This is a genomic window from Sporomusa sphaeroides DSM 2875 (assembly GCF_001941975.2).
Classification (GTDB): Bacteria; Bacillota; Negativicutes; order Sporomusales; family Sporomusaceae; genus Sporomusa; species Sporomusa sphaeroides.
The window spans coordinates 2,320,486-2,347,286 of the sequence record NZ_CP146991.1; the positions used below are offsets into that span (position 1 = coordinate 2,320,486).

The following is a 26,801-nucleotide window of genomic DNA, read 5'->3' on the forward strand; positions in this document are numbered from 1 at the left end:
CTCTCTCCTATCTTTTACCCAATTATCAATACTATATATTCCACAGCAAAGAATTTGCAGTCGCCGGCCGATGGTGTATTCATCCGCCGGCAAAGCTTTAACTCGCTGTATATGATAACATGATACCGGAATTTTTCCCAAACGTAAAGAAGCACGGTGATAATACCGTACTTCTTTACTTATTTTTCGGGGGAATTATATACCGGTCGATAGTATCGCGGAAATAGTAAACGATAAGTCCGGCAACTACCAGTACTGTAGTAATAGCTGCTACTAATGTAAGATTATGTGAGAGATTCTGACCAAGTATGGAATAAAGCACAATGGCCGGCGTTTGCCCGATTGCTGTAGCGGCAATAAACTTCCATACTGTTAGTTTGGTCAGGCCTGCTCCATAACTGATTACCTTAAAGGGAATGATTGGGATAAGCCTGGTAATAAGTACAGCTATTATGCCATGGCGTTTAAAAAATTTGTCTGTTAGCGTGAGGTATTTAATACCGATAAAGCGTTCTACCACCGGACGTCCATACCAGCGGGCAATCCCAAAGTCCAGGGCTGCGCCCAGCAGTGCGCCGGTCCAGGAGTATAGCGCTCCGGCCTGCCAGCCGAATATCCACGCATTCGTAATGGTAATGATTATCCCCGGCACCAGGGGGACCATGGACTGCAAGGTCATAAGGGCAATACTGGTTACAGGTGCCCATATACCATAGGATAAAATAAACTGGCGCAGACCTTCGAAGTTGTGGGAGCGCAGATAAGAAATTCCTTCACCGGTAAATTGCTGTACTCCGGGCAAATAAAAATAGATGGCTACAACCAGTCCTAAAACGCCAGTTTTGGCCAAGGATATGAGCTTGACTTTCGGACAAATCATTACACCATCACCTGCAAATCGTTAACATCATGTATTTTAGCAACCTAAATAGTATGTCCTGACAATGATTATATGATTACACACTTCCCAATAAAATCCTGCAAAGAAAAACAAACCGGGCGTTTACTGCCTGGTTTGTTTTTCGTATTTCTGCTGCTTGATTGCATGTCTGCCGGTACTTCCCGGTTCAGTGGGAATGGCATCCGTCAGCTCAACAATACCATGGTGCTCGTCACTATTGAGGAATACGGATTCATAGTCTTTTGCACCGGGAACATCCTGGGGGGTGTCAGAGCTGCCATAGCGCATAACGTCTTGCAGGGCATCTTCACCGTCATAGCTGACACATTCACAACTGGACGAACCCAGGAAATTTTTTTTGAATGGCGGGGTGAGGATTACTTCTTCTAAGGGGCGGGGGGTAACGGCATTCTGATCTACCTTCTGTTGGCACTCAATACATTGGGTGGCCCAAGGCAGCGCCTCCATTCTTTCCTCTGATATCTGAGAGCCGCAACGATCACAACGGCCATAAGTACTCTGGTGAATTTTTTCTAAGGCATGTTCGACATTGCTTAGTAATACACGCTCATTGTCCCGCAGCCCGACGTCTTTACTCCGCTCAAAGGTTTCACTGCCTAAGTCGGCCGGATGATTGTCATAGCTGCTCAATTCGCCTGTAGTATTAGCTAAGGCTGAGCGCAGACCATTATCCTCAAGCTGCAAAATAGTCTCAATCAGCTCCTGCTTTTTTGCTAGTAACCGGGCTTTGGATTTTGCCAGTCGTTTTGAGTGCAAGCTAAAGCCCCCTTCTTAGTGAATAAATTTAGCGACTTCAGCCAGACGCAGGCGTTCCTTATATTCTTTTGGCTGCTCGTTGCTGTATCCCAGACAAATTATGGCTACCGCTCTGAGACGTGGCGGGGCTTTGATTGCTTCCTCAACTTTTGTTTCATTAAAAGCGCCAACCCAGCAAGCGGCAACACCAAGTCCTTCGGCAGCCAGCAGGATATTTTGTGCCGCTGCTGCTGTGTCTTGAATACAATACAATTGTGCTCCGCGTTCGCCATAGAGTTCATTCGAACGGGCCGGGTCGGCAGTAATTACAATTACCGTGGGAGCCTCGTTAATTTGCTCCTGATCAAAAGCCGCTGCCGCAATTTTTTCCTTTACCGAAACATCCTGTACCACATAAAAGTACCAAGGTTGCAAATTACCGGCACTTGGTGCCATATTACCGGCTTCAAGAATCCGGGTTAAGGTAGCATCAGGGATTTGCTCAGACCTAAAGTTGCGAATACTATGGCTTTGGCGGATGCAATCAAAAATATCCTTTGTCATGTGTCAGCCTCCCTGTAATGATGATCTAGAAAGTACCGTTCTTGGCTTCGACAAACCGTACGATATCGGCAATAAAGCCGCCGATACCCGGAATGTTGAGCACTATCAGCTGCTTGAGGAATGCGAGCAATAAAGCAAACACCAAGCTGGCACCGATGGCAATACCTAATCCACGGGCAATGCCGGCCACAAAGTTAGTGAGAATCAGCCTGACAGGGCGTTCTAATGTCTCCATATAATCGGCAATCCGCATGGATTCCAACCGGTTGACCAGCCGTTCCAGCTGTCTGGCAATAAATTCAGGCTGCTGATCATCACTCTTATTAGTATTGACTGGATTTTTATTGTCCATACAAACAGACCCCCATTGGTATTATTCCCTGCTTAATAAAAATAAACCGGGATTAGCTCCCGGTTTATCCTGCTTACATATTTTTTACTACAGTAGCGCACCGTTGACAAAGAGCCGGATGCTCATTATCCTGGTCCACCGTTGGGCTGTAAATCCAGCAGCGTTCGCATTTGCCTCCTTGCGCCGGAGCTATAGCAACTGCCATTTGCATGTTTTCAGCGCGGTAGGCTTCACCTGGAGCCTGGTCAAGCTGATCAGATAAAGTTACATCAGATACAATAAGCAATGTGGCTAAATCATCCTTAATGGCTGAGAGTGCCGTCAATTCTTCACCGGCAGCATAAAGACTAACCGCAGCATCTAACGAGTGGCCGATTACTTTGTTACGCCGGGCGGTTTCCAACGCTTTGGTAATTTCGCTGCGCATGGCAAGAATTTTATCCCATTTGGTCTCTAAGGCTGCATCAAGGTACTCAGGCCGGGCAGTTGGCCAGGAAGCTAATTGCACACTTTCAGGCCGGCCCTGTTGTTTAGGCATATACTGCCATACTTCTTCCGAGGTAAAGGTTAGTACCGGAGCAACCATCACTACCAGGGTATTGAGGATTTCGTACATAGCCGTTTGCGCGGCGCGACGTTCGATGGAACCGGGAAGTGCAGTGTAAACGCGGTCCTTGAGGATATCAAGATAAAAGGCGCTTAGTTCAACGGCACAAAAATTATGAACCGTGTGGTAGAGCAGATGGAACTCATACTCTTCATAGGCTTCGGTAACTTTATCCCGCACTTGCTCCAACCGCATCAGCGCCCAGCGGTCAATCTCCATGAGCTGGTTATAATTCACTTTGTCGGTATCTGGGTTAAAGTCCTGCAGGTTGCCCAGAATGTAACGGAAAGTATTGCGGATTTTGCGGTATACTTCGGCTAATTGCTTCAAAATAGGATTGGAAATGCGGATATCGGCTTTGTAATCGGCCGATGCTACCCAGAGGCGAAGAATATCGGCACCGTATTGTTTAATGACTTCCTGCGGGTAAATGGTATTGCCAACAGATTTGGACATTTTACGCCCTTCACCGTCGACAACAAAGCCATGGGTCAATACTCCCTTATAAGGTGCTGCACCGCGAGTAGCTACCGAGGTTAACAGCGAGGACTGGAACCAGCCGCGATGCTGGTCGCTGCCTTCCAGATAAAGGTCGGCAGGCCACTGCAATTCTTCGCGTTGTTCTAATACTGCAGCATGGCTGGAACCACTGTCAAACCATACATCCATAATATCGGTTTCTTTGCGGAATTCATTATGCCCGCAGTGAGGGCAGGCAAAATCGTCAGGCAGTATTTTTTTCGCTGTTCTTGCCCACCAGGCATCAGAGCCTTCCTTACGGAAGATTTCTTTAACCGCGTCAATGGTTGTATCATTAATGATATGTTCATTACATTTGGTACAATAAAAAATCGGAATAGGCACACCCCATACACGCTGCCGCGAAATGCACCAGTCGTTGCGGTCGGCTACCATGTTACGAATCCGGTCTTCACCCCAAGCCGGGATCCACTGAACATCATTCTCGATGGTCTTGAGCGTTTCGGCGCGAAAGCCGTCAATAGAAGCAAACCATTGCTCGGTAGCACGGTAAATAATAGGATTTTTGCAGCGCCAGCAATGTGCATACTGATGTTTTATGGAGCTTTTGCCAAGCAGCAGGCTCCGGGCAGCCAATTCTTTAATAACAGGCACATTGGCATCATTCACCAGCAGACCTTCAAACTGACCTGCTTCAGCAGTAAATTTACCGGCAGGATCAACTGGGTTGATAACCGGCAATTCGTATTTCATGCCAACCTCAAAGTCTTCCTGACCATGGCCGGGAGCTGTATGCACACATCCGGTACCTGCCTCAAGTGTAACATGCTCTCCCAGGATGATGGGTGCTTCACGGTCAAAGAACGGATGGCTAAAGACCATGCCTTCAATGGCGGCACCTTTCATTGTTGATAAAACAGTATATTCACCAAGATTGTTAGACTTGACAACTGTTTCGATCAAATCACTGGCCAGCAGATATATTTCATCACCGATTTGCACCCAGGCATATTCAATCTCCGGATGAACACAAACAGCCACATTGGCAGGTATGGTCCATGGAGTAGTTGTCCAGATAACAGCATAGACCTGCTCACTGCTGACTCCTACCGGCAAATTGCCTTTGTCATCGATAAGCGGGAATTTAACATAAATCGAATGAGATTTTTTCTCCGCATATTCAATCTCGGCCTCAGCCAGAGCCGTTTCACAGGAAATGCACCAGTAAACGGATTTTAAGCCTTTGTAGATATGTCCCTTTTTCGCCATTTCGCCGAAGACTTCAATTTGTTTGGCTTCATATTCAGGGTACAGGGTCACATAAGGATTTTCCCAGTCACCCGCAACACCCAGGCGTTTGAAATCTTCCCGTTGGAGATCCAGGCATTTAAAGGCATATTGCTTGCACTCCCGGCGCAGCTCCAGTGGATCGAGTTCGTGACGGTTTAACCCCAGGATTTTGATGGCCGCATGTTCAATTGGCAGGCCATGGGTATCCCAGCCTGGAACATAGGGAGCATCGAAACCGCGCAATGACCTGTATTTGACAATAATATCCTTCAGTATCTTGTTTAATGCGGTGCCGATATGAATATTGCCATTGGCATATGGCGGGCCATCATGCAGGATAAATTTAGTTTTACCCTTACTTTGGGTAACCTTTTTTTCATAAATTTGCTCTTTGCGCCAGTACTCCAGCATTTCCGGCTCCCGTTCAGGGAGATTGGCGCGCATGGGGAAATCTGTTTGCGGTAAATTAAGCGTTTTGCTGTAATCCAAAAGTGAACACCTCCATAAGATAAAGACCTGAGAAATAAAAAAACTCTCATCCCGTAAAGGGACGAGAGCGTTAATTCCCGTGGTACCACCCTAATTGGCTTAGTTCAGCCACTTACAACGCGATAACGGGCGTTAAACGGCGAAGCTTACTGAGTACCTTGACGCAAGGTACTGTCTGTTCAGTCCGCAGTTCAGGAGTGATAGTGAGCCATGACTTTGGTTACCAGGCTTACACCATATCCTGGTTCGCTGCAAACCGCCACCTAGGCGAATCTCCGTCATTACTGATAAAATATACTATATACGCATATATTATACATGATTGACGAACAAAGTCAAATACCGGCAGATAGCTTGTTCAAAAAAATATTTTTATCAACACCGGTAATTTTAATAATTTTTGCACGGTTTTTATGTCCGCCAATAATACTGACAGTGCTTTTAGGCAAACCCATATACGTTGCCAAAAAAGCCAGACAGGCAGCATTGGCTTCACCGTCCACCGGTGGCGAAGTCAGGTTGATTTTTAAACTATCGCCCATCATGCCGGTAATGGCATTTTTGCTGGAACGCGGCTGGACACGCACCTTAAAGGCGATGCCGTCCGGTAGTTCCTTAATATCAAGCTCACCCACATTGAGTGTGCGACTAGTTTTCATCTTCTTCAGCACTATTGAGCATTTCCATCTGGGCCTGCAGCAGGGTACGCAGCCTGGTACGGAAAATCTGCGATTGTTTTTGCAGTTCTTCCGATTCGCCAGTTAGTTTGCGAACTTTGCTAATGGCCTCATCAACCAGTTTTTGTGCACGAATCTCAGCTTCTTTAATTATAAGTTCAGTTTCTTTTTTAGCATTGAGCTTGACTTCTTCAGCAGTTTCCTGGGCAATGACCAGGGTGCTGTGAAGAGTGTTCTCCATATGCTGATAATGTTCAAGTTTGCTGTTAAGGCGATCAATGGTTTCTTTCAAATCCATGTTATCACGGTACAATGTTTCGTAATCTTTTATTACCCTGTCAAGAAACTCATCTACTTCTTCTTCATTATAGCCGCGAAAGCCGCGTTTAAACTCTTTGTTATGGATTTCCAACGGTGTAAGCATAGACTCCCCACCCTCATTTTAAATAAATCGTCTAAGTAAAATGCTGTAACGTCCTTTTTTGGTCTGACCGGGAATTTCGACGACCTCAACGCGGCCACGGCCACGCATGGAGATAACATCGCCCACTTTTACGGCTTGAGAAGGACTTTTGGCTTCCTGCCAGTTAATTTTCACTTTTGCTGCGACAATATCATCTGCCATACGCGTTCGCGACATGCCATAGCCTGCAGCCGCTATGGCATCCAGCCGCAAAGAGGCCACTGTTGCCCGAATTTCTTTTACTTTTTCCTCTTTTGCAGGAATATCATCAAACGAAGCAAAGGCTGCAGATACGGAGGCCTGTCCAATCTCTGCCAGATTTTGCACAATATAGGCGGCCATTGAATCGTCAGCCACTACATAACACTCTTCGCCGGCCATAATAATATCGCCCAGCACTTCCCGCTTGATTCCCAGCCCTGTTAATGCCCCTAGTACATCGCGATGCGTCAGGCGGCTGTAACGGCTATCCCACTTTATTACAATTACGGCCAGCGCAAAATCCAGTGAACTGGCATAATCGAGAAAATCGGAATCGACAAAAGCCACTTTCACCCGTTCAGCGCCTGCATATCCGCCCCAGGCTTCCAGTGTCAGCCGCTCATAGTGGGCAGTTATTGTTTCAGCAATACTTTGCCCATAAGGATCAAGGATTTCGCTTACTTTATATTTGCGGTTTTTGAGCGTTGCCTCAGCTAAGTCCAGGAGTTTTGCCGCCAGCTCGGCATCGCCTGACGACCGGTAATACCGTAAAATTTTGTCCCGTTCGCTCATTACCGTCTCCCCATCTCACGGGAACGGTTAGTGGCAGCCACCACTGCATCAATGAGCGCGGCACGCACACCATTTTGTTCTAATACATGAACCCCGGTAATGGCAGTACCTCCGGGAGAAGTCACCATATCACGCAGTTTAGCCGGATGTTCGCCGGTTTCCAGCACCATCTTGGCAGCGCCCATAAGTGTCTGGGCAGCAAGCAGCACTGCCGTTTGACGGGAAAAACCGACACGAACCCCGGCATCTGTCAGTGCATCAATCAGAACAAACGCGTAAGCCGGACCGCTGCCGGACAGGCCGGTAACAGCATCCATAGTATCTTCAGTGACAGTGACCACTTTACCCACAGCGCCAAATATTTGAGCAACAGGCTCACTTACTGTGGTTGTTACATATTTCCCCAGCGCCATAGCAGACATGCCTGCCCCTACGGCAACCGGGGTATTGGGCATAACACGGATTATTGGCACACCGGGCATTTTCCCCTGAAAGGCGGCAATCGTTATTCCAGCCGCTACAGATACTACCACAGTGCTTTTGGCTACCACCGGTGCGATACTTTCAATAACACTGCTGATTACTTGCGGTTTAACTGTTAAAAATAATATATCTGACTGTTTAGCTATTTCCTGGCTATCATGAGTAGTTGACACCATAAAAGTGCTACGCAGATAATCCAGACGTTCCTTGGAAACATCACTTACTGTTAATTGGGACGGTGTTACTAACCGGGCCTCTAATATGCCGCGAATAAGCGCTTCCGCCATTGCACCGCCGCCAATAAAACCGACTTGTTTATTTGTTAGCATAATTCCTCCGTCTGGTAATCGACTTATTTGTTAACCCATGGCATAAGTGTCCGGTCACCGGCATCTTCCCGCGGGCTGTAAGCTACATCAACATTAGTGGGCGCACAAAGAAATATATTATTGCCGACTCTTTGGATCTGCCCATTGAGGGCGTAGGTTGTGCCGCTGATGAAATCAATCATCCGTTTGGAAATTTCAGGGTCTGTATTCTCGAGATTGACAACCACCGGCTTGCGGCCTTTGAGATAATCGGCAATATGCTGCGCGTCATCGAAAGAAAAGGGCTCAACCACCATAACCTTGACTTGTTTGCTTTGCTGCTGATTCTGTGAAGTCATTGGCAGTGATACCACATTGCTGCTATTTTTTTGTTTGGTTTTAACATCTGTCTCTTCTAATTTTGGGCGTTCGTCTTCTTGGTCGGCTGTTTCAAACAGACCCAAGCTTCCCCAAACTTTTTCCATGAACTTCATAACTTTCTCTCTCCTCCTTAATATTGACGAGAACCAAATATTCCAGTGCCGATACGTACCAAGTTTGCTCCTTCTTCGACAGCTACCATATAGTCGTTTGTCATACCCATAGATAACCATTTAATGTCGGTATTGGTCAGGTTTAATGCCTTTAATTCACTGAATAGCTGATAAAATTCTTTAAATACCGGACGTACTGTTTCGGCGTTTTCAGTGTAAGGCGCGATGGTCATAAGTCCGCACAATCTCACATGTTCAAGCTGGCTGATTTGTTTGGCCAGTACCAGGGCTTGTCCCAACTCTATGCCAAACTTACTTTCCTCATCAGCAACATTGACTTGTAACAGCACATCCTGGCGCTTACCCAGTTTGCCGGCAGTTTTATCAATCTCAATGGCCAGACGCTGGCTGTCAACTGAGTGAATAAGAGCTGCCAGTGGCACAGCCTGGCGCACCTTGTTTGTTTGCAAATGCCCGATGAGATGCCACTCGACCTGCTTGCCTGCGGCCTGAATATCAGGATGTTTGGCTAGCATTTCCTGAACCCGGTTTTCCCCCACTGCCGTTATGCCGGCGGCAATTGCTTCCAGCATGGCCGAGACGCTATGATTTTTGGTAACAGCTACGAGTTTTACTTTGGTTGTATCAATATTCCGTTTTATTTCAGCAATATTCTGCGCTATAGACATGGCAAATCCTCCATTCTAATAATTTATTCGCCCACGAACAAAATTTTCCTTTAAATATTACTTATATTATTCTATATTTCTCATAAAAAAAATCGCCGTCAGGCAAAGCCGAACGGCGATTTTCCGCTACTAAGGTTTTACGGTTTCTTTATACACCTGTTTACCGTCTTTTAACTCAATGATTACTGCACTTCTGATTGCGTCATGGGTAGAAGTAAAATTCATGTCACCGCTCACACTCTTAAAGCCTTGTGTTGCAGCCAGTGCCTCACGAATTTTTGCTCCTTCGGTACTGTTGGCGCGCTTGATGGCATCAACCAGCAAATACGCGGCATCATAGCCCATTGCGGCCATGGAATCAGGTACCTGGTTATATTCCTTTTTGTAAGCTTCAACAAAAGCTTTGGAGGCAGGGCTGGTATCTTCGTTGGAATAAAAATTAGTAAAATGAGTATTATTCAAAGGTGCAGGACCGGCGATTTCCGCTAATTTAGGTGAATCCCAGGCATCACCGCCCAGAAACGGTACCGTGATACCCATTTCCCTGGCTTGCTTTATAATCTTGCCTACCTCCTCGTAGTATCCGGGAAGATATATAAGTTCAGGATTGAGGGCTTTAATTTTGGTAAGAATTGCTTTGAAATCCTGGTCTTTCTGCAAGTAGGCCTCTTCGGCCAGAACCTGTCCGCCGCCTTGTGTATAGGAAGCTTTAAAGAACTGGGACAAGCCTTTGCTATAGTCACTGGAGTTATCAATTAAGATAACGGCTTTTTTTACCTGTAAGCTATTGAGAGCAAAGTTGGCTGCCACTGTCCCTTGAAAGGGATCAATAAAACAAGCCCTGAATACATAATCTTTGGCTTTACCGCTCTTTTCGTCAAGAGTCACCTTAGGATTAGTGGTTGCAGCAGCTACAAAAGGGGTTTTATTAACCTCGGCAACCGTCGATCCCGCAATACCGCAAGAACTGACAGTAAACCCGGTTACTGCCACTACTTTATCCTGGGTAATGACTTTGGTCATGGCATTGGTTGATTCGGCCGGTTCGCCCTTGTTATCGGCTATAACCGGCTGGATTTGTTTGCCTAGAACACCTCCCTTGGCATTAATTTCTTTAAACGCCAGTTTAGCACCGTTAGCTGCAGCCGTACCAAAAGTTGCGGTGTTGCCGGTTAGTTCGTAAACTACCCCGATTTTAATGTCTTTGCTGGCGGTGTCACCACACCCGGTTATCAGCCCTGACAACATGATAAGTATTGTTAATAAGCCAGCCATTTTCAATCTGAATTTACTCATAGTTCCATCTCCTATTCCTATAAAATTTATAAGGTTGTCCCCTAAATATGTTTTTCATCCCTCCTTAAACGCCAGCCTTTGCTAAAATCGAGTTTAGATAAAAAAAGCTTTTTGGAAAGAAAAGTTAAATATATCTCTCCAAAAAGCATCTTTGCTTACAAAATATATATATATTGAATAGAACTACACTTTTGTATTGTATGATTATACATTGTATTACGTTTTCGTGAAATTTACAATACTAATTTTGTAAAACTTAAATAAGTTACAGTTTTTCCGCTACCGACTTAGCTTGCAGGAAAAGAAGCAGATAATCGCTTCCGCCAGCCTTTGAATCAGTACCAGACATATTGAAACCACCAAAAGGGTGAACACCAACCAGTGCGCCGGTGCATTTCCGGTTAAGATATAGGTTGCCGACATGGAATTCGCGGCGAGCTTTTTCGAGTTTGGCACGGTTCTGAGAATATACAGCCCCGGTTAAGCCATACTCAGTGTCATTGGCAATGGCAATGGCCTGCTCAAAATCCTCGGCCTTGATAAGGGCAACAACCGGACCGAAGATCTCTTCCTGAGCAATGCGAGCATTGGGCACGACATCGGCAATGACTGTGGGTTCAATAAAATAGCCCGTCTCGGCCCCTTTAGCACCACCGGCCACTATGCGGCCTTCCTTTCTGCCGATTTCTATGTATTCAAGAATTTTATCATAGGCATTCTTGTCAATGACTGGTCCCAGGTTAACGGCGGGATCACTGGCTGGGCCTAATGTCAAAGCTTTGGTTTTGGCAGTGACTTTAGCGACAATTTCCTCATACACATCTTTGACAATGATGGCCCGGGAGCATGCCGAACATTTTTGTCCCTGAAAGCCAAAGGCTGAGTTCACAATACCGTTGGCAGCGTCTTCGAGTTCTGCCTCGTTGTCAACAATGATAGCATCTTTGCCGCCCATTTCGGCCACGACACGTTTAATCCATTTCTGTCCCGGTGAAACACCGGCGGCTAATTTATTAATCCGGAGCCCAACCTCTTTCGATCCAGTGAAGTTGATAAAGCGAATTTTAGGATGGCTGACAAGATAATCACCGATAGCACCGCCACTGCCAGGCAGAAAATTGACAACACCAGGCGGCAGGCTTACTTCTTCCCATAACTCCATGAGTTTGGCGGCAATAACCGGCGTAGTGCTGGCCGGCTTCATGATTACAGTATTGCCGGTAACAATGGCGGCTGCCGTCATTCCAGTCAAAATGGCCAATGGAAAATTCCAGGGTGGTACAATAAGTCCGACACCTAACGGAATGTAAAAGCATTCATTTTGCTCGCCGGCACTGGGTACTACCGTCATGCCAGCAGCGAATTTGGGCATTTGCTGTGCGTAGTATTCTAAAAAATCGATGGCTTCGGCGGTATCAGCATCTGCCTCGGCCCAATTTTTCCCTGCTTCTTCTACCAGCCAAGCTGAAAACTCAAATTTCTTGCGGCGCATGATAGCGGCGGCTTTAAATAAATAACGGGCGCGTTCTTCGGGACTGACATACTGCCAATCGGCAAAGGCAGCAAGGGCGGCTTGGACGGCCTTTTCGGCCAGATCTACATTGGCGCTGGCGGTAGTACCGATGATTTCTTTAAAATCCGAGGGGTTGGCTGAGGTAATAAAGGACTGGGTATTAATTTTTTCGCCGCCAATGACCAAGGGATAGTGTCCGCCTTTCTGTGAGGCAATACGGGCTAGCGCCGTTTCCATTGCTTTTGTGTTTTCAGGCAAGGAAAAGTTAATAAACGCTTCGTTTTTAAATTCTGCTGGCATAGATATAACCCCCTAATATAATATTGGGATAATCAGACAACGGAAGGTTCGACATATAGTTGACCACGAACAAATCGGTCGGCACTGAAGGCATTAATGGGAATATCGGTAGGCAAACCCATAATAGTTTGGGCTATCAGCTTACCTACCATCGGAGCGATCATGAAACCGTGACCACTAAAACCGGCGGCAGTATAGAACCCCTGCACATTTGAATCCTCTCCCAGGATAGGCGTTCGGTCCGGACACATATCATAAAGACCTGCCCATTGCCTGATGACATTGAGCTTAGCCAGCGGCGGCAGAATGGTAGTGATGCGCTCCGCCATTTCGGTCAAAAAGCGCCAGCTTGCCTGAGTATTAAAGCTTTCCGGTTCATCCGGATGCCCAATACCCATAATGAAACTGCCATGAGGTGTTTGCTGACAGTAGAGGTTGTGATAAAAGGACATTACCATGGGTATTTGCAGAGGAGCAACCGGCTCGGTAACCAGTATTTCATGGCGCTCCGGAAAAATAGGCAGCTCGATCCCGGCCATGCGACCTATGGTTTTGGCATAACCACCGGCTGCATTAATCACCGTATTGGTAGCAATATCACCTTTGTCGGTATGGACGGTACTCACTTTACCGGCTTTGACCGTTAGTCCGGTGACTTCGGTATAGGTATAAAATTTAACCCCCAGTCGCGCGGCAGCCTTGGCGTACAGACTGGTAACCTTGAACGGGTTGGCATGCCCGTCCTTGGGACAGAAAGTAGCGCCAAGCAGTCCTTGAATATTTAGATAGGGCACAATCTCTTTGGCTTGTTCCGGCGATACCCAGCAGGCCGGAATAGCAAGAGAAGCTTGTAGCTGAAGATTTTTTTTGAATTGTTCTACCATTTTGCTGGTATAAGCAAGCAAAAGATAGCCGCCCTGTTTAAATTCAATATCATCTTCTATTTCCAGCATCGCCGGCAGGTTTTCCAGGATTTTGACACTTTCGCGTGCCAGCAGGCAATTGGTTTCAGTACCCCACTGCATCCGGACGCCGGCGCCGCAGCGCCCGGTAGCACCGCTGGCAAGGTAGCCGCGCTCAAGCACAACAACCTGCCCGGCTCCGGCTTTAGCCAGATTATAGGCTATGGAACAGCCAACAACGCCACCGCCGATAATGATGATATCTGCGTGTTTAATCATGGTCATCACCCAATGCCAGCGCACCTAAGGATATGGGGGCTGTCGGCGGGCGGCAAACCGGCACTGCGATATCGGCAATGCTTGTTTTTAAGGTTGCGGCAAGTTCTCGGGCAATGAGGGGCATACACGTCCGGCCCTGGCAGGGCCCCATGCCGCAACGGCATTCCCGTTTGAGTTCTTCCAGTGTATGGGCTCCTTGTGTAATAAGTTCTTGTATTTCTTTAAGAGTGATATCTTCACAGCGACAAATGATAACAGGTTCACTCATACTGGCAATCCTCCTTCGCGATAGCTATGCCCCGGATAACCATGGCAAGTGCTTTGGGAACAGCCAGCCACACGACTGCGGTTTTATTTTTGTTTAGCTGTACCCGCTGTACCTGGACGTCAGCAACGGTTTCCCCCTGGCGGTTAAGAGCATTAACTATCTGCCCTTTTTCCGGTAAAGGCGAATACTCATAAGGAACTTTGACCATAGCATGACTTTCGCTAAAGGCGTAATCAATTACAAAAATGGCTATTCCCGGGCAAGCAGTCAAACAGACGCCGCAACCGTTACATTTAGTTTCATCAAGTACAGGACGCTGGTTGATGTCGCTGCCGATAGCAATGGCACCCTGAGGACAGGCATCGGCGCAAGGATTGCAAGGAATGTTTTGGAAACATTCAAGAATTGCTATCGGTCCCTGGGTCAGACGCGCAGGCGAAGGAAGTACATCGTTCACATCACTCATAGCAGGAATTCCGGTTTGTTCAAGCATCTATATCACCTCACAATACCCGGTCTGCTCACTCATGGTTACTTTGGCCAGACCGGAACGAATTTTGGCGCTGATATTGCCGGCTCTAAGTGCGGCAAGCTGGTCATATGCAGCATTGTAGCTTTCTTCCCCATTACCGGCTGTTAGTCCCAGGCTGGCGACGGCTGCCAAAGCAGCCAGCTTCCCTTCAACCATAGCGACTGAGGCTTCTTCCACTCCGGCTGCATCACCGGCGACATAGATATTGTGCTGCGTGGTCCGCATGGTACTGCTGCGGTGCGGTACATAGCCTCCCAGTTCTGATATATATTCCATCCGGCAGCCAGCCTGCCGCAACAATTCTGTTAACGGGGTAAGGCCGACAGCCAGACAAAGGCCGTCTGCCTGAATATCAAACTCGGTGCCGGTAATTGCCTGCCAGTTATTATCAACCCGGCAGACGGTTACACCGGTTAATCCGGGTGAACCATAGGCGGCTTTGACAGTATGCGAAGTGTAGATAGGGATACCGGCCCGACGGATTTTGGCAGCATGCACCAGGTAGCCACCGATTTTGGGAGCTGCTTCGACAATTCCGGCAACCGCAACACCGGCTTGCAGCAGTTGGTAGGCTACAATGAGGCCGATGTTGCCAGAACCCAGTATTAGCAGGCGTTTACCTGGCAGAACACCATGAACATTCATGAGGGTTTGTACTGCACCGGCGCCGCTAACTCCCGGCAGGTCGTTGCCGGGAAAGGCTAATGTTTTTTCCGCCGCACCGGTAGCAACTATGATTTTTTTTGCTTTAACAGTGACGAATTTTCCCCAATGCTTAGCTGTCAGCATACCGTCTTCCGGATAATAACCAAGCACAGTGGTATTATTCCAAGCCGTTACAGCAGGCAGTGCAAGCGCCTCGTTGATCAGAAGCTCAGCTATGTCTATGCCGCGTTCACCGGCGTACTCACTTTTGGAACCGAAAAACTTATGGGTTTGCTTAATAAGCTGGCCGCCAAACTGTCCGGCGCGTTCCATAAGCAGCACACGGGCACCTGCTTTCCCGGCATGAATGGCCGCCATGAGACCAGCCGGTCCGCCGCCGAGGATGGCAATATCTATAGGCATGGCAGCTTCCCTCTCCCTTGTTGTGTTTCAACCCTCAGCCCTTGTCGCAGCGGTTCAATACATATCCGCACATTGGGAACCCCGTCAACTACCATTAAACAGGATGAACAGTTGCCAATGGCACAGAACAACCCACGCGGCCGATGAAGCTTGTGGCTGTGTCCAAGTACGGTAATACCGGCGGCATGCAGAGCAGCGGCAATCGGTTCACCGGCATAACCTTCCAGCAGTTGCTTGTTAAAACTGAAAGTTACTTTAGTTTTTTCAGGGAATTGTAAAATTGGATGATTAGTAATCCTCATACCTGCACCTCCTTGCAGCTTATTATTGCAAGTATCGTGCCAACGGTCAGAGGCATAAAAAAAGACTGCCGTGTACAGTGTATCGCACTCGTAATGACTGGCAGGTTTAGCCTTTCAGCCTTGTGAACGCAACAACAGTGCAAGGCAATCTTATTCTTCGTTATGTCATTTTTTTGACGTTGCCGTCAGATTGCTGACACCTCCTGGTTCCAGGTTCAGCTGCTGCATTTTATAGTACAGCGTACTTCTGGGAATACCGAGTTTTTTGGCGGCAGCAGCCTTGTTAAAGTTAGTTTCCTGTAAAGCTTGCGTAATTAGCGCCCGCTCAAATGTCATCAGTTCCGAAAGTGTTGTCACGGTAAGCGGCGGAGTTGAGCCAATTGTTTTATTTTGTGTATTTCCTGCCTTAACATTAGCAGGCAAACAGGCTGTTGTCAGCATATCGCCGTCAGCGAGAATAACCAGTCTCTCTAAAATATTATTAAGTTCCCTGACATTACCCGGCCAATCGTATTCTAGCAACGCTGCCATGAGGGCCGGTTCCACTTTGCTGTTGTTAGCACCGGCTTTGTGAATGCTGCAAAAATGTTTTAATCCCCGGTATACCAATTCAGGAATATCCTCGCGTCTGTTCCGCAGTGGCGGCAGGTGCAAGGTTACGACGTTGAGCCGGTAATATAAATCCTCACGAAACTCGCCATTGTCAATCATCTTCTCCAGTTCGCGGTGGGTAGCGGCGATAATCCGTACATCGACCTGAACCGGGACATTACCGCCCACCCGGTAAAATTTTTTTTCCTGCAATACTCGCAGTAATTTTACTTGCATCTCCCGGGGCATTTCTCCAATTTCATCAAGAAAAAGCGTGCCGCCGTCGGCAAGCTCAAAAAGGCCGGCTTTGCCTTTGTGGTCAGCTCCGGTAAAGGCGCCTGATTGATAACCAAATAATTCACTTTCAATTAAATTCGCGGAAAGGGCACCGCAATTAATCTCAATAAACCGGCCTTTGCGGTTACTGGCAGTATGTACAGCCCGGGCGAAAACCTCTTTCCCAGTACCGCTTTCGCCTCTGAGCAGCAGTGGTGCAGTGGTAGCCGCCACCCGTCTGGCCATACTGACAGCAGCGATAATACCGGGACTGTGGCCGCAGACAGCAGCAAACGCATCGGCTTTGGCGCTGATTTTATCAATTTCCTTTTCCAGCGATTGTACCTTGCGGCTGGTACGCGTAAGCTCCTGATTGAGATTTACGACTTCGGTAATATCACGTTCAGCACACACGCCGCCAACAACCTGAGAATGCATTAGAATCGGTGCAGCATTAATAAGTACATGTGTTTGCGAACAGGGATTATGGTACTGGTCTTTGACGGTAATGCGCTCAGCCGCAGCCTTTTTTACCAATAAGTTTGTAAAAAAACTGTCAATCGACTTTCCTAAAATGCTCCCGGCGGCAATGCCATATAGCCTTTCGGCGCTTTTATTCCAGCTAACCACCTTATTGGCTTGATCAATCACGCAGACTGACTCGCCGACTGTATCTAAAATAGCTTCCATCTGCAACTGCTGCAATTTGTACCGGGAAAACAGGGCAGCAAACAGTAATTCAGGGGTACTGAAAGCAATAATTTTACCATCAGCTTCGAAGAATACAGCACCTTTCATAAGCTCTGCCGGCAAATTCTCGATTGCGGCTGACAGTAAACCGGCTGGTTGTATAACAGCGTCAAAACAGGCGATTTCTCTGGCCCATGTCCCGGAAAGGGTTAGCTGGTTTGCCGTAATATACCCCCATTTTCCATCAATTTGCAGGATGGCTGCCGTTTCATTATTACAGACACTGGTGGCAGCAACTGCTGTTGACGCCAAGGGGCTAAGGGTTACCAAACTGGTTATTACAAGCTCTTCCAAACGCAGCTGCTGCATAAAACACACCCTCCTTATTGAAAAAAACGCTCTGTCTCCCGTGGGGGAAACAACAGCGTCTTTGCTGGTGTCAATTATTTGACATTTATTCTATTATACCCGGCTGGCATGACATTTTCAAGAACAAATATTCTCCAGACACATACTGAATCGTTACATATCCTTATAGCGTAATTGCGGCACCAATACGCCCGGTTTTCCCGTTTTCAGCGCGGTGCGAGAAAAAAACGGGAGTATTTTCGGCTGTACAGATACCGCTGACTGTAATATTTCTGTCCTTCACCCCTATTTCCAGCAACTGCTGGCGGTTGGCTTCCCACAGGTTGAGCTGCCAGCGGCCGGCGCACGGTATTGCCAGCTCCTCCCATTTGCTGAAGTCACTCCTAAGTTTGCTGATTACCATCTCATCCACCTCATAACAGCAGGGACCAATGGACGGGCCAATACCCACAAGGCAGTCTGCCGGTTTGGTATTGTAGCTTTGCTGCATAGCCATCACTGTTTTTTGCGCAATTTTGGCAACCGTTCCCTTCCACCCGGCATGGCTTATGCCAATGGCCTTGGCAACAGGATCAACGATAAGCACAGGCACACAGTCGGCGAAAAACAACATGAGCGGCAAATCCGGCACATTGGTTATTAACGCGTCGGTACCGTCGATAGCTTCCTGATAGTGCCGGGCACCACGTCCGGCGTCTGTTTCGGTAACCAATCGCACGACATCGCCATGCACTTGTTCGGCGGTAACTGCTTTATCGGCCGTCAAGCCTAGCGCCTGGCAGAAGGCCTGCCGGTTATGCCACACGGTGTCGGCATCATCGCCGGTATGCAGCCCCAGATTAAGACTGGTAAACGGTTGAACACTCCTGCCGCCCAGCCGTGTGGAGACACCGTGCTTAATGCCTCTGATGGCAAATTCGGTAAACAGTCCGTACCAAACGCCATTTTGGCTGTGTTTCAAAACAAATTCACCCATTGTTAAACCTCCCATGAATTAAAGAAAATACGGCTTACGCTGAGCTTTTGACAAAAGCATAAGCCGCTGCTGCTTTTATCCTGTTTGTAAGCAAGGTATGCTTTTTGTCAAGCAAGGAAAGCTGCAGGCTTTTATTATAATAATACTCGCATTCCGCCTTAAATATCTATAACAAACTTTAAATTCATTCTTTCAACCTGTTAGAATGAAAAAAGCCTAGACAGGCTACGCCAAGCAGCCTGTCTAGGCTTCTATTTACTATGCTTCTTCCATCTTGTCTTTCTTGGCGCTGGCAATTATATTCTCGGCAATGCGTGCAGGTACGTCTTCATAATGAGAGAAACTCATATCAAAGTTTCCGCGTCCCTGGGTAATCGAACGTAAGTCAATACTATAACGGAACATTTCTGCCATCGGCACCTGGGCTTTAATTTTTCCCAGACCGCCGCCAATGGGTTCCATCCCCTGAATCCGTCCCCGCTTGGTATTAAGATCGCCGATTACATCACCCATATATGATTCAGGCACAATGACTTCGACGGCATAGATAGGTTCAAGCAGTACTGGTTTAGCTTGCAGCGCGCCTTTCCTGAGGGCCATAGTGCTGGCAATTTTAAAAGCCATTTCCGATGAGTCAACCGTGTGATAGGAGCCGTCGGTTAAGGTTACTTTGACATCAACCATCGGATAACCGGCTAAAACACCACCGTTTAAAGCATCACGCACCCCTTTTTCAACTGCCGGAATATATTGCCGCGGTACCGAACCGCCAAAAATGGAATCGACAAATTCAAATTGCGCGCCCGGCGCCAACGGGTCCAGTTGCAGCCACACATGTCCATACTGCCCATGTCCGCCGCTTTGTTTTTTATGTTTGCCTTCAACCTTAGCCGAGCCACGGATAGTTTCACGATAGGGAATCCTGGGGTTAGTCAGCAGCGTTTCAACGCCAAATTTACGTTTCATGCGTTCGGTCATAATATCAAGATGCAATTCGCCCATACCATAAACGAGTAACTGATGGGTTTCCACATCTTTGCGAACCTTAAAGGTCGGGTCCTCATCCATCAGTCTGGCTAGTGCCTGGCCTATTTTGTCTTCATCACCTTTGTTCTTAGCTTCAATGGCCCGTACGAACATTGGTTTTGGATAGGATATAGTTTCAAATAATATGGGTTTATCTTTGTCTGAGAGCGAATCTCCCGTACCGGTTTCCTGCAGCTTGGCGACTACTACAATATCACCGGCATGAACAGCGGTGACCGGATCTTGCTGTTTACCGCGCAGCGTAAAGAGGGTACCAATCCGTTCGGCTTTATCCTTGGTAGCGTTATAAAGCGTGCTGTCCGGCTTTATCGAACCGGAGTATAAGCGAATATAGCTGAGCCGGCCAACAAAGGGGTCGGCTGTAGTTTTGAATACAATGCCGGAAAATGGGTCACCAATACTTCTTTCCACAGGCTCTTTGGTAACCGGGTGGTAACCGATGACCGGACTAATACCAGGAGCGGGCAGATATTTAACAATAGAATCCAGCGCCTGTTGGATTCCGATATTTTTGACGGCCGAGCCGCACAGCACCGGAAATACCTTGGCCTGAGAAATACCGGTTAACAGGCCTGATACCACTTCGTCATCTGTTAATTCTTCCCCTTCCAGGTATTTTGTCAGCAGCTCGTCATTACCTTCGGCAGCTGCTTCGATCAGAACCATGCGCGCTGCTTCAGCCTGCTCAAGAATATCGGCCGGAATATCGGATTCAATGTATTCTTTACCATTCTTTTCAGCCAGATAGGCTTTCATTGTAATCAAATCAACGATACCTTTAAATGTATCTTGAGCGCCTATCGGCAATTGAACCGGGACAACGCCATTGCCGAATTTTTCTTTCATACTGTCGACAACACTGTAAAAGTCAGCGTTTTCCCGGTCCATTTTATTAATAAAACCAATTCGCGGCAAACCTAATTCGCTTGCATAGTTCCATACTTTTTCAGTTTCCACCTCAACACCGGAGGCGGCACACAACACAATAAGCGTGCTGTCAACAGCCCGTAGAGCACTTTTAACTTCAGCTACAAAATCAGCGTAACCAGGTGTATCAATAAAGTTTATTTTATGATCGCGCCACTCGCAAGGAGCCAAAGCTGTATTAATGGTAACTTTCCGTTTTACCTCTTCAGGTTCAAAATCAGTTGTTGCCGAACCATCATCAACACGCCCTAAACGGTTAACCGCGCCAGAATTAAATAACATGGCTTCGGTCAAGGATGTCTTACCAGATCCTCCGTGGGCTACAATTCCAACATTTCTTAACTTGTCGCTCTTGTACTCTTTCATGGCTAGTTCCCTCCTGTTGTGGTATGGTTAATTTCAGACACATTAAATTTTTTTATTCTCTGCTTACTGCAAATATTCCTGCTTTTCTGTCTACTTTGCTTAAGTTAAATTAAACAGTTTTATCACTATTTATTCCATACTTATAATTTTTTTCCAGTTTTTTAAGCAAGTTATCTATTTTATTGGAATAACAAAACGAGCTATTGTGCCAGCAATAGCTCGTTTTGGGTGGAGGGAATCATGTTTTTTATCCTTTCAAGAACATACGCATCAATTTACGCAGCGGTCCTGGCAGTAACATTACATAACAACGGAAATTCACCATACTCGCCCCCTTGTTTAAACTATTATCTATTACTAAACCATCCTTAGCTATCGATATAGTTTATGCGGGTCGAATAAAGGTGTGCAACATCTGCCGGTTTCAGTAAAATTATTTAGAGATATTGCAGCTTTGGCTGTGTATTGCCGGCCACTACTTGCTAGTCTCGGATTCTAAACGGGACAATACAAAACACAAATCTGACAGACGGTTTAAGCCAATAAGCAGTTGTTCATTAACAGCATCTGCTTCCTCCGCCTGGAGCCGTAATGTCTGACGCTCGGCTCGTCTGGTGACAGTCCGAGCCAGGTCAAGAGCAGCCGCTCCCGGGGTAGCGCCAGGCACGATAAAGCTTTTCAGTGGTGGCAGCTTAGCGTCAAACTCATCAATCATTTGTTCCAGTGCTGCCACATGTTCGGCTGTAATATAGCGTTCCTGGTTACCGGCGCTGGCTAAATCAGCCATAACCAGCATTAACAATTTTTGCAGTTTAAATACGGCTTCTTTAACTTCCGGCTTGGTACAAGTCGCTCTTGCCAAACCTAGCGCTGAGGTAACTTCATCAACAGTACCATAGGCCTCTACTCTGGCGCTTGTTTTTTTGATTCGCTCACCGGTTAACAGCCCGGTAGTGCCTTTATCCCCTGTTTTGGTATAAACTTTACTCATTATCTTCCTCCAATGGCTACTGAACTAATTCTTGTTCAGTAAAATATATGGCAATTTCCCGTTGTGCGCTGGCTATGCTATCTGATCCATGCACAATATTACTGGACATAACTGTGGCATAATCGCCACGGATGGTTCCGGGCATTGCATCAACAGGATTCGTCGTACCCATCATGGCTCTGACTACTTTTACGGCATTGGGGCCTGAGAGCACCATTGCCACAATAGGACCGGATGTTATAAACTCAATAAGCGCCGGATAAAAGGATTTACCCAGATGTTCTTCATAATGTTTGGCAGCAGTTTCCGGCGGTAATGCCAATAATTTAAGGGCAGTTAGTGCAAGGCCTTTTCGTTCAAAACGGCTGATGATTTCGCCGCAAATTTTTCTTTGAACTGCGTCAGGTTTTAATAGCACCAGCGTGCGTTCAATTGTGTCCCCCATAGCTACACCGCCTTATACCATATAATTCTTTGCATCTTGAACATAGACTAACGCCGATTGGCGAATAGTTTCAATTTCTTCCATACTGACCTGACGGATAACTTTGCCGGGTGAGCCCATAACCAGGGAATTGGGCGGGATTTTTTTTCGTTCAGGGATGAGTGCTCCTGCACCAATAATGCAGTTCTCACCAATTTCAGCATAGTTTAGAATGATGGCCCCCATGCCGATCAGACAGTTGCTGGCAATAGTACAACCATGGAGAATGGCTCCATGGCCCACCGTGACATAGTTGCCAATTACGGTGGGGAATTCGTACCAGACATGTATGGTACAATTATCTTGTATGTTGGTATACCGGCCAATCCGAATCGGCTGTACGTCACCGCGCAGCACAGTGTTAAACCAGATGCTTGCGTGGGCTTCAATGGAAACATCGCCAATAACTCTGGCTCCTTCGGCAATAAATACGTTATTATCAATTGTAGGCTGCAAACCTTTGAAAGGAATTACCGAACCCAATAGCATCTTCTCCTTTTTTGTGTCAACCGCGCACAACCGTATTGGTAAGGCGCCCAATTCCCTCTATTTCAACAGTCACTGTATCGCCTACCTGCATGGCCCCTACTCCGGCAGGTGTGCCTGTCAGGATTACGTCACCAGGATATAAAGTCATAACCTGACTGATGAAAGCCACCATTTCCGGTACTTTAAATATTAGGTTAGTCGTGTTTGATATCTGCTTTACTTCGCCATTTAATAAAAGTTTAATGCCAACATCATGAGGGTTTAATTGGGTTTCAATCCAGGGACCAAGTGGTAAAAACGTGTCAAAGGATTTACCGCGCGTCCATTGGCCGTCATGCATTTGAATATCCCGCGCCGTTACGTCGTTGGCGCAAGTGTAGCCCAAAACATATTCCCCCGCCTGTTCTACCGGTATCTTATGTGCTGTTTTTTTGATAACGATAGCCAATTCGCCTTCATAATGCAAGTTTTTGGAGATGGAGGGAAACTCAATCTCTCCATCAGGTTTATTTAAGGCTGACGATGGCTTAATAAAAATTAATGGTTCTTCCGGCAGCTTAAGGTTCATTTCCCTTGCATGATCATGATAATTAAGGCCAATACAAACGGCTTTCGTTGGTTGGCATGGCGCAAGCAGCGAAACCTGGTCTAACGCTACTTTTTTATTGCTTTCCTGGTAGGGGCCGCAAAAAATATCACCATCAATAACCGTGATTTGGTTGTCTGTTGCTAACAGGCCATAAGCAATTTTGCCTTCAAACTCGAATCGGACTATTTTCATGGTATCCTCCTATTATGGCTGACTATTGGTATATTTTTTCCATACTTACCGGCTCATATCCTGCAAAAAAATCCCTCTGAAAGTAATTTTCAGAGGGATTTTTACCAAAAATGATATTAACGCATTTTTTTTGCCTGCGCTTCCAGTTTAGCCACCCGATCGGTTGTGGACGGATGGGTGCTGAACAGGCTGACAAGCATACCGCCTGCGCCGCTGAGGGGATTGATGATAAACAGATGCGAGGTTGCCGGGGTAGCTGAAGGCATAACCCGATGTTTCGCATAGTACTCAATCTTCTGCAAGGCGCTCGCCAAGGCCAGCGGATTACCAGACATCGTGCCGCCTGTTTGGTCGGCCATGTATTCGCGTGAACGCGATACACCAAGCTGAATAAGAGTGGCTGTCAACGGTGCCACCACTACCAGAAACACAAATTCGACAATGCCGCCGATGCCGCCTTCTTCGTCATCTCCACGACCAAGACCAAAAATCGCGGACCACTGGGCAATACTGCCAATCATCGCAATAACACCGGCTATACTGGCGACAATGGTGCTAATCAGAGTGTCGCGGTTTTTGATATGCGCAAGTTCGTGGGCAACAACGCCTTCAAGCTCTTCGTAGTTGAGCGCCCGCATGATACCGGTGGTTACAGCCACCACGCCATGCTCAGGGTCGCGTCCGGTAGCAAAAGCATTGGGTACTTCAGTATTGATAATATACACCTTCGGCATAGGCATTTTGGCCTTCTGGGCCAAACCGCTCACCATCCGGACTAAATCAGGTGCGTCCTGTGGTGTAACTTCTTGCGCCCCATACATTTTAAGGACAATTTTATCACTGAACCAGTAGCTGCCAAAATTCATTAGAATTGAGATAACAAACATAAACATCATGCCTTGCGTACCGCCGAAGAAAGCACCTACAGCCATCAGTAACCCTGTCAGCGCAGCAAGCAAAACTGTAGTTTTAAGTGTGTTCATCACAACACCTCCATAGTTTATAATATTGTACAGTCTTGTTCGTAACGTATGTCAGTGAAAGATGACATCGCTCCCCCATTCTCTTGCTCCATCTAATCTCTTTTCTGAAGTTATTTTAATTATAAGTGATTTACTTATAATTAACAACCCTTGTTTATGCTCGATTTTCCATGCGTTCCTTGATGGCGGTCAACATATTCAAACTATTGTCCCGTACCTTCTTTTTTAGAATCGGATTTAAGAGTCCCGCTATCATCGGGATACCAAATTCAAAATCTACCGTCAGCTTTATCTCAGTTCCATCTGCTACCGGGGTCAATATCCACTCTCCCTCAAACTTTTTGAGGTCGCCATCTATCTGTTTGTAGCTAATATGCATATTTGCATCATCAAATAGGTCTACTTCTGTCCACTTGATGATGCGCCCGTCGACATTGGACACCCATTTTGTTATTGTGGAATTTTCTTTGCGTTCCACAACCTCAACGCTCACCAAATCGGCCATAAATTCCGGATATTTCTCCATCTCTTTCAAGATAGGATATATTTCGCTGCGTTCAGCCCGAACCGGCAAACTTACTTCTACATATGGCATAGTATCTTTTCCTCCTGTCCTATTATAGTATATGTTATAAGTCTTCCAGCATATCCTGCGCTTTTGCTAAAGCGTCTGCCAATGCGGCAATCACATAATCAATTTGTTGTTGTTCAATAATCAGAGGAGGTTCAATGCGGATTACTTTCGGATTGTTCAGTGTATAAGCAATCAGTACGCCTTTATCAATCATTTCTGACAGGATAAGACCGCCAATACCCTCTTTGGTTAATTCTACGCCAATCATCAGACCTTGCCCGCGCACTTCTTTGACGACCTCTGGATATGTATGCGCCAACTCGGTTAATTTGCCGATAAAATAAGTACCGCTTTGTTCGGCCTTGGCGACAAGCCCTTCTTCTTTAATGACATTGATGGCAGCGATGGCGGCAGCACAAGCCAGTGGATTGCCGCCAAAGGTCGAGGTATGCAAAAACGGGCTGGTAATATACTTATCCCAAATTGCAGGCCGGGCAGTAAAGGCACCAATGGGCATAACGCCACCGCCTAAAGCCTTGGCGGTAGTAATAATATCAGGTATTACACCATAGTGTTCGACAGCGAACATTTTACCGGTGCGTCCCAGTCCTGATTGTACTTCATCACAAATTAACAGCGCTCCCGTTTTGTCGCAAATGTCACGAACCGCAGACAGATACCCGACAGGCGGAACAATGATACCGCCCTCGCCCTGGACCGGTTCAAGTATGACGGCTGCTGTTTCCTCATCCACAGCTTGACGCAATGCATCGATGTCACCGAATGGCACATGGCTAAAACCGGTAAGCAGTGGCTGGAACGGATCGCGAAACAAATCGCGTCCGGTGGCGCTCAGTGCTCCCAGGGTTTTGCCGTGAAAGGAATTAACGGTGGCGATAATTTTATTTCTTCCGGTATGTACCTTGGCTAACTTCAGACTGCCTTCTACCGCCTCGGTACCACTATTTACAAAAAAGCTATATGTAAGGTCACCTGGTGTAATTTCAGCCATAAGTGCCGCCAAATCGGCCATAGGTTTATCAAACAGTACCTTGCTGGACATCGGCATTAAGTCAAGCTGCCGTTTGACGGCCTCCACTACTTTAGGGTGCCTGTGTCCCAGGCTGAATACCCCATAGCCGCCCAGACAATCAATATATTCTTTGCCATCAATATCACGAATGACATTGCCCTGAGCCTCCCACTCAATGGTGGAAAGTCCCATGAAACGGAACAGTTTGGCAACAGCCGGATTAATATATTGCTCATATTTTTCAATAGTTTCGTCGATGATTTGTTGGTTGTCAGACATATTTCAGATCCTCCTTGCAAATTTAATGCTGGTATTATGAAATCTCATGGTATTATTTTCTATTACTATCAAAAGAAATCCTTCTTTATTCCATTATGCCCAATAAGTACTGCAATTTTATTCATAACAAAAGGAATTAACCTGGTTTGTCTTGAATA

At 46.8% G+C, this 26,801-nt stretch carries 28 protein-coding genes; all 28 read right to left on the reverse strand.

Features of this window, described 5'->3' with window-relative positions:
- Window positions 1–175 precede the first annotated feature (175 nt).
- The 28 genes from SPSPH_RS10855 to SPSPH_RS10990 all read right to left on the reverse strand — a co-directional run bounded on the left by SPSPH_RS10855 (window position 176) and on the right by SPSPH_RS10990 (window position 26,643).
- Complete coding sequence (locus SPSPH_RS10855; RefSeq protein WP_075755688.1) at window positions 176–880, reverse strand: TVP38/TMEM64 family protein; 705 nt, start codon at window positions 878–880, stop codon at window positions 176–178.
- A gap of 123 nt (window positions 881–1,003) precedes the next feature.
- Complete coding sequence (locus SPSPH_RS10860) at window positions 1,004–1,678, reverse strand: TraR/DksA C4-type zinc finger protein (protein WP_083945477.1); 675 nt, start codon at window positions 1,676–1,678, stop codon at window positions 1,004–1,006.
- 15 nt (window positions 1,679–1,693) lie between these two features.
- Window positions 1,694–2,221, reverse strand: a complete 528-nt coding sequence (locus SPSPH_RS10865) for a nitroreductase family protein (RefSeq protein WP_075755689.1) — start codon at window positions 2,219–2,221, stop codon at window positions 1,694–1,696.
- A 25-nt stretch (window positions 2,222–2,246) separates the two neighbouring features.
- Window positions 2,247–2,573, reverse strand: coding sequence for a DUF5665 domain-containing protein (locus tag SPSPH_RS10870; protein WP_075755690.1), 327 nt, complete (start codon window positions 2,571–2,573; stop codon window positions 2,247–2,249).
- Window positions 2,574–2,646: 73 nt separating this feature from the next.
- Complete coding sequence (gene ileS / locus SPSPH_RS10875; RefSeq protein WP_075755691.1) at window positions 2,647–5,439, reverse strand: isoleucine--tRNA ligase; 2,793 nt, start codon at window positions 5,437–5,439, stop codon at window positions 2,647–2,649.
- A gap of 335 nt (window positions 5,440–5,774) precedes the next feature.
- The gene (locus SPSPH_RS10880; RefSeq protein WP_075755692.1) at window positions 5,775–6,098 is read right to left on the reverse strand and encodes a DUF167 domain-containing protein; all 324 of its coding nucleotides are present in this window, start codon (window positions 6,096–6,098) and stop codon (window positions 5,775–5,777) included.
- Window positions 6,088–6,540, reverse strand: a complete 453-nt coding sequence (locus SPSPH_RS10885; protein WP_075755693.1) for a DivIVA domain-containing protein — start codon at window positions 6,538–6,540, stop codon at window positions 6,088–6,090. Before SPSPH_RS10885 ends, SPSPH_RS10880 begins: the two co-directional genes overlap by 11 nt.
- Window positions 6,541–6,558: 18 nt before the next feature.
- Window positions 6,559–7,353 (reverse strand): RNA-binding protein, encoded by a 795-nt coding sequence (locus SPSPH_RS10890; protein ID WP_075755694.1) that lies wholly within the window; start codon window positions 7,351–7,353, stop codon window positions 6,559–6,561.
- Complete coding sequence (gene proC / locus SPSPH_RS10895; protein WP_075755695.1) at window positions 7,353–8,165, reverse strand: pyrroline-5-carboxylate reductase; 813 nt, start codon at window positions 8,163–8,165, stop codon at window positions 7,353–7,355. Before proC ends, SPSPH_RS10890 begins: the two co-directional genes overlap by 1 nt.
- A gap of 23 nt (window positions 8,166–8,188) precedes the next feature.
- Entirely contained in the window at window positions 8,189–8,638 is a 450-nt protein-coding gene (locus SPSPH_RS10900) for a cell division protein SepF (RefSeq protein WP_075755696.1), read from the reverse strand.
- 17 nt (window positions 8,639–8,655) lie between these two features.
- Window positions 8,656–9,327, reverse strand: a complete 672-nt coding sequence (locus tag SPSPH_RS10905) for a YggS family pyridoxal phosphate-dependent enzyme (protein ID WP_075755697.1) — start codon at window positions 9,325–9,327, stop codon at window positions 8,656–8,658.
- Between the two features lie 129 nt (window positions 9,328–9,456).
- Entirely contained in the window at window positions 9,457–10,623 is a 1,167-nt protein-coding gene (locus SPSPH_RS10910; protein ID WP_075755698.1) for an ABC transporter substrate-binding protein, read from the reverse strand.
- A 265-nt stretch (window positions 10,624–10,888) separates the two neighbouring features.
- Entirely contained in the window at window positions 10,889–12,436 is a 1,548-nt protein-coding gene (pruA, locus tag SPSPH_RS10915; RefSeq protein WP_075755699.1) for an L-glutamate gamma-semialdehyde dehydrogenase, read from the reverse strand.
- A 32-nt stretch (window positions 12,437–12,468) separates the two neighbouring features.
- Window positions 12,469–13,617, reverse strand: coding sequence for an NAD(P)/FAD-dependent oxidoreductase (locus SPSPH_RS10920; protein WP_075755700.1), 1,149 nt, complete (start codon window positions 13,615–13,617; stop codon window positions 12,469–12,471).
- The gene (locus SPSPH_RS10925; protein WP_075755701.1) at window positions 13,610–13,885 is read right to left on the reverse strand and encodes a (2Fe-2S)-binding protein; all 276 of its coding nucleotides are present in this window, start codon (window positions 13,883–13,885) and stop codon (window positions 13,610–13,612) included. Before SPSPH_RS10925 ends, SPSPH_RS10920 begins: the two co-directional genes overlap by 8 nt.
- Entirely contained in the window at window positions 13,878–14,378 is a 501-nt protein-coding gene (locus SPSPH_RS10930) for a 4Fe-4S dicluster domain-containing protein (RefSeq protein WP_075755702.1), read from the reverse strand. The genes SPSPH_RS10925 and SPSPH_RS10930 overlap by 8 nt, the downstream gene beginning before the upstream one ends.
- Window positions 14,379–15,485: an NAD(P)/FAD-dependent oxidoreductase gene (locus SPSPH_RS10935; RefSeq protein ID WP_075755703.1), complete on the reverse strand. Its 1,107-nt coding sequence runs from the start codon at window positions 15,483–15,485 to the stop codon at window positions 14,379–14,381.
- Window positions 15,476–15,787, reverse strand: coding sequence for a (2Fe-2S)-binding protein (locus tag SPSPH_RS10940; RefSeq protein ID WP_075755704.1), 312 nt, complete (start codon window positions 15,785–15,787; stop codon window positions 15,476–15,478). Before SPSPH_RS10940 ends, SPSPH_RS10935 begins: the two co-directional genes overlap by 10 nt.
- A gap of 165 nt (window positions 15,788–15,952) precedes the next feature.
- A complete protein-coding gene (locus SPSPH_RS10945) occupies window positions 15,953–17,713 on the reverse strand; it encodes a sigma-54 interaction domain-containing protein (RefSeq protein ID WP_075755705.1) in 1,761 nt (586 codons plus the stop codon).
- 163 nt (window positions 17,714–17,876) lie between these two features.
- Complete coding sequence (pgeF, locus tag SPSPH_RS10950; RefSeq protein ID WP_075755706.1) at window positions 17,877–18,689, reverse strand: peptidoglycan editing factor PgeF; 813 nt, start codon at window positions 18,687–18,689, stop codon at window positions 17,877–17,879.
- A 258-nt stretch (window positions 18,690–18,947) separates the two neighbouring features.
- On the reverse strand, window positions 18,948–21,029 hold the full coding sequence (gene fusA, locus SPSPH_RS10955; RefSeq protein ID WP_075755707.1) for an elongation factor G: 2,082 nt from the start codon (window positions 21,027–21,029) through the stop codon (window positions 18,948–18,950).
- Window positions 21,030–21,504: 475 nt separating this feature from the next.
- Window positions 21,505–22,020 (reverse strand): cob(I)yrinic acid a,c-diamide adenosyltransferase, encoded by a 516-nt coding sequence (locus SPSPH_RS10960; RefSeq protein ID WP_075755708.1) that lies wholly within the window; start codon window positions 22,018–22,020, stop codon window positions 21,505–21,507.
- 16 nt (window positions 22,021–22,036) lie between these two features.
- The gene (gene ndk / locus SPSPH_RS10965; RefSeq protein ID WP_219930489.1) at window positions 22,037–22,465 is read right to left on the reverse strand and encodes a nucleoside-diphosphate kinase; all 429 of its coding nucleotides are present in this window, start codon (window positions 22,463–22,465) and stop codon (window positions 22,037–22,039) included.
- A 12-nt stretch (window positions 22,466–22,477) separates the two neighbouring features.
- Window positions 22,478–22,993, reverse strand: a complete 516-nt coding sequence (locus SPSPH_RS10970; protein WP_075755709.1) for a gamma carbonic anhydrase family protein — start codon at window positions 22,991–22,993, stop codon at window positions 22,478–22,480.
- A 16-nt stretch (window positions 22,994–23,009) separates the two neighbouring features.
- Window positions 23,010–23,774, reverse strand: a complete 765-nt coding sequence (locus SPSPH_RS10975; RefSeq protein ID WP_075755710.1) for a fumarylacetoacetate hydrolase family protein — start codon at window positions 23,772–23,774, stop codon at window positions 23,010–23,012.
- 116 nt (window positions 23,775–23,890) lie between these two features.
- Window positions 23,891–24,757 (reverse strand): zinc metalloprotease HtpX, encoded by an 867-nt coding sequence (locus tag SPSPH_RS10980; protein WP_075755711.1) that lies wholly within the window; start codon window positions 24,755–24,757, stop codon window positions 23,891–23,893.
- 154 nt (window positions 24,758–24,911) lie between these two features.
- Window positions 24,912–25,352, reverse strand: a complete 441-nt coding sequence (locus tag SPSPH_RS10985) for a type II toxin-antitoxin system RatA family toxin (protein ID WP_075755712.1) — start codon at window positions 25,350–25,352, stop codon at window positions 24,912–24,914.
- Window positions 25,353–25,386: 34 nt separating this feature from the next.
- On the reverse strand, window positions 25,387–26,643 hold the full coding sequence (locus SPSPH_RS10990; protein ID WP_075755713.1) for an acetylornithine/succinylornithine family transaminase: 1,257 nt from the start codon (window positions 26,641–26,643) through the stop codon (window positions 25,387–25,389).
- Window positions 26,644–26,801 lie beyond the last annotated feature (158 nt).

Excerpts from the sequence above, each read along its gene's own strand:
- SPSPH_RS10855 (WP_075755688.1), bottom strand. The coding sequence starts at position 880 with ATGATTTGTCCGAAAGTCAAGCTCATATCCTTGGCCAAAACTGGCGTT.
- SPSPH_RS10865 (WP_075755689.1), bottom strand. The coding sequence starts at position 2,221 with ATGACAAAGGATATTTTTGATTGCATCCGCCAAAGCCATAGTATTCGC.
- SPSPH_RS10870 (WP_075755690.1), bottom strand. The coding sequence starts at position 2,573 with ATGGACAATAAAAATCCAGTCAATACTAATAAGAGTGATGATCAGCAG.
- SPSPH_RS10880 (WP_075755692.1), bottom strand. The coding sequence starts at position 6,098 with ATGAAAACTAGTCGCACACTCAATGTGGGTGAGCTTGATATTAAGGAA.
- SPSPH_RS10885 (WP_075755693.1), bottom strand. The coding sequence starts at position 6,540 with ATGCTTACACCGTTGGAAATCCATAACAAAGAGTTTAAACGCGGCTTT.
- SPSPH_RS10890 (WP_075755694.1), bottom strand. The coding sequence starts at position 7,353 with ATGAGCGAACGGGACAAAATTTTACGGTATTACCGGTCGTCAGGCGAT.
- proC (WP_075755695.1), bottom strand. The coding sequence starts at position 8,165 with ATGCTAACAAATAAACAAGTCGGTTTTATTGGCGGCGGTGCAATGGCG.
- SPSPH_RS10900 (WP_075755696.1), bottom strand. The coding sequence starts at position 8,638 with ATGAAGTTCATGGAAAAAGTTTGGGGAAGCTTGGGTCTGTTTGAAACA.
- SPSPH_RS10905 (WP_075755697.1), bottom strand. The coding sequence starts at position 9,327 with ATGTCTATAGCGCAGAATATTGCTGAAATAAAACGGAATATTGATACA.
- SPSPH_RS10910 (WP_075755698.1), bottom strand. The coding sequence starts at position 10,623 with ATGAGTAAATTCAGATTGAAAATGGCTGGCTTATTAACAATACTTATC.
- pruA (WP_075755699.1), bottom strand. The coding sequence starts at position 12,436 with ATGCCAGCAGAATTTAAAAACGAAGCGTTTATTAACTTTTCCTTGCCT.
- SPSPH_RS10920 (WP_075755700.1), bottom strand. The coding sequence starts at position 13,617 with ATGATTAAACACGCAGATATCATCATTATCGGCGGTGGCGTTGTTGGC.
- SPSPH_RS10925 (WP_075755701.1), bottom strand. The coding sequence starts at position 13,885 with ATGAGTGAACCTGTTATCATTTGTCGCTGTGAAGATATCACTCTTAAA.
- SPSPH_RS10930 (WP_075755702.1), bottom strand. The coding sequence starts at position 14,378 with ATGCTTGAACAAACCGGAATTCCTGCTATGAGTGATGTGAACGATGTA.
- SPSPH_RS10935 (WP_075755703.1), bottom strand. The coding sequence starts at position 15,485 with ATGCCTATAGATATTGCCATCCTCGGCGGCGGACCGGCTGGTCTCATG.
- SPSPH_RS10940 (WP_075755704.1), bottom strand. The coding sequence starts at position 15,787 with ATGAGGATTACTAATCATCCAATTTTACAATTCCCTGAAAAAACTAAA.
- SPSPH_RS10945 (WP_075755705.1), bottom strand. The coding sequence starts at position 17,713 with ATGCAGCAGCTGCGTTTGGAAGAGCTTGTAATAACCAGTTTGGTAACC.
- pgeF (WP_075755706.1), bottom strand. The coding sequence starts at position 18,689 with ATGGGTGAATTTGTTTTGAAACACAGCCAAAATGGCGTTTGGTACGGA.
- fusA (WP_075755707.1), bottom strand. The coding sequence starts at position 21,029 with ATGAAAGAGTACAAGAGCGACAAGTTAAGAAATGTTGGAATTGTAGCC.
- SPSPH_RS10960 (WP_075755708.1), bottom strand. The coding sequence starts at position 22,020 with ATGAGTAAAGTTTATACCAAAACAGGGGATAAAGGCACTACCGGGCTG.
- ndk (WP_219930489.1), bottom strand. The coding sequence starts at position 22,465 with ATGGGGGACACAATTGAACGCACGCTGGTGCTATTAAAACCTGACGCA.
- SPSPH_RS10970 (WP_075755709.1), bottom strand. The coding sequence starts at position 22,993 with ATGCTATTGGGTTCGGTAATTCCTTTCAAAGGTTTGCAGCCTACAATT.
- SPSPH_RS10975 (WP_075755710.1), bottom strand. The coding sequence starts at position 23,774 with ATGAAAATAGTCCGATTCGAGTTTGAAGGCAAAATTGCTTATGGCCTG.
- SPSPH_RS10980 (WP_075755711.1), bottom strand. The coding sequence starts at position 24,757 with ATGAACACACTTAAAACTACAGTTTTGCTTGCTGCGCTGACAGGGTTA.
- SPSPH_RS10985 (WP_075755712.1), bottom strand. The coding sequence starts at position 25,352 with ATGCCATATGTAGAAGTAAGTTTGCCGGTTCGGGCTGAACGCAGCGAA.
- SPSPH_RS10990 (WP_075755713.1), bottom strand. The coding sequence starts at position 26,643 with ATGTCTGACAACCAACAAATCATCGACGAAACTATTGAAAAATATGAG.